At 41.9% G+C, this 5721-nt stretch carries 5 protein-coding genes; 3 read left to right on the forward strand and 2 right to left on the reverse strand.

Going from position 1 to position 5721, the window contains the following annotated elements; translation table 11 throughout:
- Positions 1-306 precede the first annotated feature (306 nt).
- The 3 genes from Q0C29_RS09940 (at position 307) to Q0C29_RS09950 (ending at position 3391) form a co-directional block, all read left to right on the forward strand.
- Complete coding sequence (locus Q0C29_RS09940; protein WP_292000508.1) at positions 307-1758, forward strand: NCS2 family permease; 1452 nt, start codon at positions 307-309, stop codon at positions 1756-1758.
- A gap of 140 nt (positions 1759-1898) precedes the next feature.
- Positions 1899-2159, forward strand: coding sequence for a U6 snRNA-associated Sm-like protein LSm6 (locus Q0C29_RS09945; protein WP_292000509.1), 261 nt, complete (start codon positions 1899-1901; stop codon positions 2157-2159).
- A 5-nt stretch (positions 2160-2164) separates the two neighbouring features.
- Positions 2165-3391, forward strand: a complete 1227-nt coding sequence (locus Q0C29_RS09950) for a methionine adenosyltransferase (RefSeq protein ID WP_292000510.1) — start codon at positions 2165-2167, stop codon at positions 3389-3391.
- 120 nt (positions 3392-3511) lie between these two features.
- Here Q0C29_RS09950 and Q0C29_RS09955 read toward each other — a convergent pair whose 3' ends face one another.
- Positions 3512-5428 (reverse strand): DUF460 domain-containing protein, encoded by a 1917-nt coding sequence (locus Q0C29_RS09955; protein ID WP_292000511.1) that lies wholly within the window; start codon positions 5426-5428, stop codon positions 3512-3514.
- Between the two features lie 169 nt (positions 5429-5597).
- Positions 5598-5714 (reverse strand): zinc ribbon domain-containing protein, encoded by a 117-nt coding sequence (locus tag Q0C29_RS09960; protein ID WP_292000512.1) that lies wholly within the window; start codon positions 5712-5714, stop codon positions 5598-5600.
- Between the last annotated feature and the right edge of the window lie 7 nt (positions 5715-5721).

The following is a 5721-nucleotide window of genomic DNA, read 5'->3' on the forward strand; positions in this document are numbered from 1 at the left end:
AAAACTTAAAACTAACCCCACCCTAAAGGGCGAAGCTTGACATTCATATTGTCACAGATAAGTGAACTTTCATTCTAGGCACTGCAGTTGATTCTTTATCATAAGCTATTTATTAAAACTAATTCATAATTAATACACACTATTGGAAATAGAAACAGTAATTAGCGCCCTCACTGAAATAGCAGGCTGATGCCTTGGGATGAGTAATACTTGAGGATTTTAAGCCTTTAATTTTATATTAGCTAAACTTTAAGTATTTTTTAATTTAAGAAAAAACTTAAAAACATATGTCAATGATACTTAACCGTGAATCTACGATACTTTAACCTTACTGAAAGGGGAAGTAACGTTAGGAAGGAGGTTCTAGCTGGATTAACCACGTTCCTATCGATGGCTTACATACTCATTGTTAACCCATCAATATTAACCGCGGGCTTTGAGGTTGCATTAAGTGCCGCAACCCATACCCCAATTACAGTTGTTGAGGCTACTTATGCAGATTTAATATTCAATGTTAAGCTAAGCTTTACTGTGGCAACGGCCTTGGCTGCCGCTATAGCAACACTCATAATGGGGCTTTACGCCAACATGCCCTTTGGCCTAGCTCCAGGCATGGGTGAGAACTCTTTCATAGCGTTCTCGGTAATACCACTATTCACGGAAATACTAATTAATAGGGGGCACTTAGTAGGTGTTAGTGCCGCGCTCTTTGGAATATACCTTGCATTAATCTCAGTTCTCTTTAATGGAATTCTATTCCTAATATTCTCAATCGGTAAACTTAGGGAGGCCATAATAAATTCCATCCCCGAGAAGCTGAGACTGGGTATAGCGATAGGGATTGGCTTATTTATAGCGTTCATTGGTTTCTCATCAGCTGGAATAGTAACGGCAGGAACACCTGGCGCAACACCAGTACAGTTGAATACTAAGGCTTTCTCACAATTACCACTGTACTTGGCCTTAGTAGGCTTCATACTAGCTGCCACACTGTACGCATTAAGGGTTACTGGGAGCTTCCTAATCTCAATAGTAGTCATATCAATAGTGAGCGCTGCCCTAGGTTACATTAGGCCTGAGTCATTTTTAATAACTAAAATGCCTCTAATGACATCAATAGCCGGCAGTATCCCCAGCTCATTTTACTTATACTTCACATTATTCGGCTTAGGCTTCCCTATAGCATTCTCATTATTCATAGTGGACTTTTTCGATGGTGTAGGCACCATAACGGGACTTTCAATTAAGGCTAACTTAGTTAAGGATGGGAAGATCATAAATATTGATAGAGCCTTAATAAGCGACTCACTGGCGTCAATAATCGCACCATTTGTAGGCACATCAACCACCGTGGTTTATATCGAAAGCTCAACAGGCATAGAGACAGGTGGTAGAACTGGATTAACCGCACTTACTACTGCACTAATGCTACTTATTTCAATACCATTTGCACCACTCATCGCATCCATTCCCTCATTTGCAACTGCAGGGGTTCTTATAATGGTAGGCCTATTATTCCTATCAATGGCCCCTGACCTTAAACTGAGCAATGACTTAAGTGAACTAATACCAGCATTCCTAGCCATAATATCAATACCCTTCACCTACAGTATAACCACAGGCATTGGATTAGCAGTCATAACTTACATAGCCTTAAAGGTACTACTGGGTAGGTATAGGGAAGTTACATGGGGTATGTGGCTTGTGGCAGCATTATTTATCGTATACTTCGCGCTAGTAGCTACCATGGGTATTTAAACATGAACAATTAATTCACCCATAACTGTTACACTTGAGGCCTAGTGAATGTACTGATGCTTCTCAATAAAGCTAGTGAATTTAGACATGAAGTAAGTGTAGGCGCAATATTTTTATATAGTACTAATGAAATGGTCTGAATGCAGGAAAAAACAGAGGTTAACGGTGTACAGCCTTTAAGGGCCTTAGGTATGATGACTAATAAGAGCGTGGTAGTTAAGCTTAAGGCGGGCAGAGTCCTTAGTGGTACCTTAAGATTCATAGACCAATGCATGAACATTGTGCTTGACGAAGCAGAGGAGTTAGACGCTAGGACTAATCAAGTGATAGTTAGGTATGGTAAAGTGTTAATAAGGGGAAACCAGGTACTTTACGTATCGGTAAGGAATGAGCTAGAGTGATCCCTATGGCCAGGAACATAGTAGTCTCAGGGGTGAGGAGACCCTCAACTGAGGATTTACCTGTTGAGTTGGTTGAGAGGAAGGGGTTAGGGCATCCTGATTATATTGCTGATTCAATATCAGAATACGTTAGTAGGGAATTATCCAAGTACTACATGGAGAACTTCGGCACTATACTTCACCATAATGTTGATAAGGTTCTAATAATTGGAGGTAATGCCCATGTTAAATTCGGTGGAGGTGAGATGATAGAGCCGATTAGGGTAATAGTGTCCGGTAGGGTTACTACTGAGGTTAAGTCGAGCACTGGGGTAGTTAAGGTACCTGTGGGTAGTATTATCTTATCAGCAGCAAGGAAGTTCATCATAGATAACTTCAGGTTCCTTAACCCAGACCAGCACCTTGTCATAGATTACAGGGTTGGGCAAGGATCAGTGGACCTAGTTGGTGTTTATGAACTTGGAGTATCAAGTGGAGGTGTACCACTCGCAAATGACACATCAATAGGGGTTGGCTTCGCTCCATTGACGGTAACTGAGAGGCTTGTCTATGAGACTGAGAGACTACTTAACTCAAGGGAGTTTAAGTCAAAGTACCCTGAGGTAGGTGAGGATGTTAAGGTAATGGGCCTTAGACAGGGTAAGAAGATAACGCTCACTGTCGCATCAGCCTTGGTTTCAAGGCTCATTAAGGATAAGGACCATTACATAAGCGTTAAGGAGGACGTCGTGAATGCACTGTATGATAACGCGGCTAAGCTTGCTAATGAATATGAGGTGAAGATACACTTAAACACAGCTGATAACCCTGAACATGGAATATACTACCTCACGTATACTGGAACCTCAGCTGAACATGGAGATGATGGAATGACTGGTAGGGGTAATAGGGCTAATGGGTTAATAACGCCAATGAGGCCCATGTCCATGGAGGCTACTGCAGGTAAGAACCCTGTCTCACACATAGGTAAGATATACTACGTACTAGCCAACATAATAGCTAAGCGTATTCACGATGAGGTTAAGGGCGTCAAGGAGGCTTACGTTTACTTACTAAGCCAGATAGGTAAACCCATTGATAACCCACTAATAGCTAATGTTGAAATAATTACTAATGAAGGGGAAGTAACCAGTGAAATGAGGAGGGAGGCTGAGGCTATAACTGATGAGGAGATTAGTAGGATAACTAGGCTAACTAACATGTTTGTGAGGGGCGAAATAACCCCATTCTAAGTTAAAGGTAATCCAAGCTTAAAAGCCGAGCATTTTGCCTACTGCCATGAAGGTCCCTAATTAATTTGCAAGTAACTACTCTACTGAGGAAGAATTCAACCTAGTTAACTTGGATAACCCTTACTGGGCTCTTTTCCTACCGATCTTATACTCATTCACTAAATCCTCAAGGGTATCGTAATCCACTTCACTCAGTGTGCTCTTTAATTCATTAGCGAGCTCATTTAACTTACTAATGCTGATTACCTTAATGTCATCGTTCACATCTAGGGCTAGTACCCTAAGTAATGGCACCACCGTTACACCCATCTTGTATAATTGCCTAATAGCCCTTAAACCCACCTCATCAATCGTTACCACAATACCCGACCACACTTTACCCATGTCCACTAGTGATGATATGTCCTGGAACCTCATGATGGGCAAGTAACCTTTACTAGTAACTTTACTCAAATCCTCAGCGTTACTAACCCTCACTGCGAAGGCGTAGTTATTATTAAATAACGCATCAGCCACAATAGACTTCACTTTGCTTAAGGTATCGTTAAGCTCCCTATTCCTCTTAGTCTCAAGCTCAATCCTACTCTCCAATAGCCGAATCTTAGATGCAAGGGATTGGTCAGGTGGATTATATTTAAGTGTGTAGAGTCTATTAACCTCATCCCTAAGCTTAGTATTCTCATCCTCAAGCTTACTGATCTTCTCCTCCAGTAACTTAACGTAATCCTTAAGTTCCTTAACCTCATCAATGCATTTACACTCCTGCTGATTCCTAACAATGACCTCCGCCTTACACTCCTGGTTAACACTCCTAGTGAGTATTCGGGATAACGCATCCCTTATTGGCAGCCCCTTGACCACTAGTTCCTTAACCTCATCAGCGTTGACCTGTATTGGTAGTTCACTCAATATTTCATCAACCTTATTGAACTTATCAACGTAACTGGTGAATGCCTTATAGGCTGCGGCTAAAGCATCCCTTTCATGCGGTGTCCTCACCTTTACATTATCTTTCTCAGATAGTTTAAGCGCAATATTAGCCTTCTCAGCAATCTGCATGTCCCTTTCAGGGTGGTAGAGAACAGCACCTATCATGGATGAGAGCTTCTTAACGTAATCAGACGGCTTAGAGACGTCCGTCGCAACGATTATTGGTGTGCCATACTCGTAGACTAGGCTTAAAACCCTCCTCCTACTCATGTTCCTACCACTGAATAGGGCAAGCACCCTACCGTCAAGGCTCATTAAGGCTAACCCAGTTACTATACCTGGATCAACACCTATTATTAGCCTTGTCTTAGATCTTGGGGATATTTCAGTATAGCTTGAGTTGGGTGAAAGGAACTTAACACTACTGCTAATTACCTGCTCCAGAGTCACCTTAACATCAATTGATTTAATGGGCTTCACGAACCTTCTAACGATGGATTTATCGGCGTACACTATTATTAATGCTGATCTCACGCCTTCACTATCCCTATGGTAGAACACGTCGTAGTCTAGGTTAGCCTTATTAAGGGATTCAATAATACTCTTAACAATATGCTTAACCCTAATTGCAATATTCCTCTCAAACCTCCTTCTACTCTGCCCACCCTGCCTTGTTGATATTAATGCCTTAACCACGATCTTGGTTTCATTCTCGAAAAGCCTCACTGTGGAGCCTACTCCCCTCAAGGCCAATGCTGCAGTATACTTAGCAGTCTCCTCAGGCGTTAATAACCCAACGTTCATCCCCAGGTACTTCCTAACCAATTCCTCCATCTTAACCTCAGAACCATCAGGCAATCTAGTCACTTGGATTATCTGAGGAACACTGGGCAATTTACTCATCCTCTTCAGGAAACGACCACCTAGTTCTAAAATCTCCCTAATATTATCAACCGCAACTAATGACGGCTTATACTTCTTAATAACCCTAATTAACTCATCCGGATTAGCCACACCACTAGTAATCATAGTCTCATCACTATTCATAACTACATAGGAGAAACTACCCTCAGGCCTAATGTCAATACCCAGTACTCTAGAGGACACGTTAAAATACTGAAGAGGGGTTATTAATTCTTTATTCTACACTAACCCATTAGCACGTAATGAGGCATGCGTTATGGCTTTAGCACCTTACATTAAACATACCATTCACTGTTTACTGACCTCCTCCCCTATTTGGGGAGGTTCCCGCCCTCGCTTGTGTTGTCATTGGTCATTGGGTGGGTAGTGCACCCCCCATTTTAGAGAGGTTGATTATGGCGATGATGTCCCTATCCTCCTCGAATCCGCATCTTGGGCACTTGAGCCTCCTGTAGCCTACTTTAATCATCTTGGTA

Source organism: Caldivirga sp. (assembly GCF_023256255.1).
Lineage (GTDB): Archaea > Thermoproteota > Thermoprotei > Thermoproteales > Thermocladiaceae > Caldivirga.

Coding starts and splice junctions, on each gene's coding strand:
- Q0C29_RS09945 (WP_292000509.1), top strand. CDS start 1,899: ATGCAGGAAAAAACAGAGGTTAACGGTGTACAGCCTTTAAGGGCCTTA.
- Q0C29_RS09950 (WP_292000510.1), top strand. CDS start 2,165: ATGGCCAGGAACATAGTAGTCTCAGGGGTGAGGAGACCCTCAACTGAG.
- Q0C29_RS09960 (WP_292000512.1), bottom strand. CDS start 5,714: ATGATTAAAGTAGGCTACAGGAGGCTCAAGTGCCCAAGATGCGGATTC.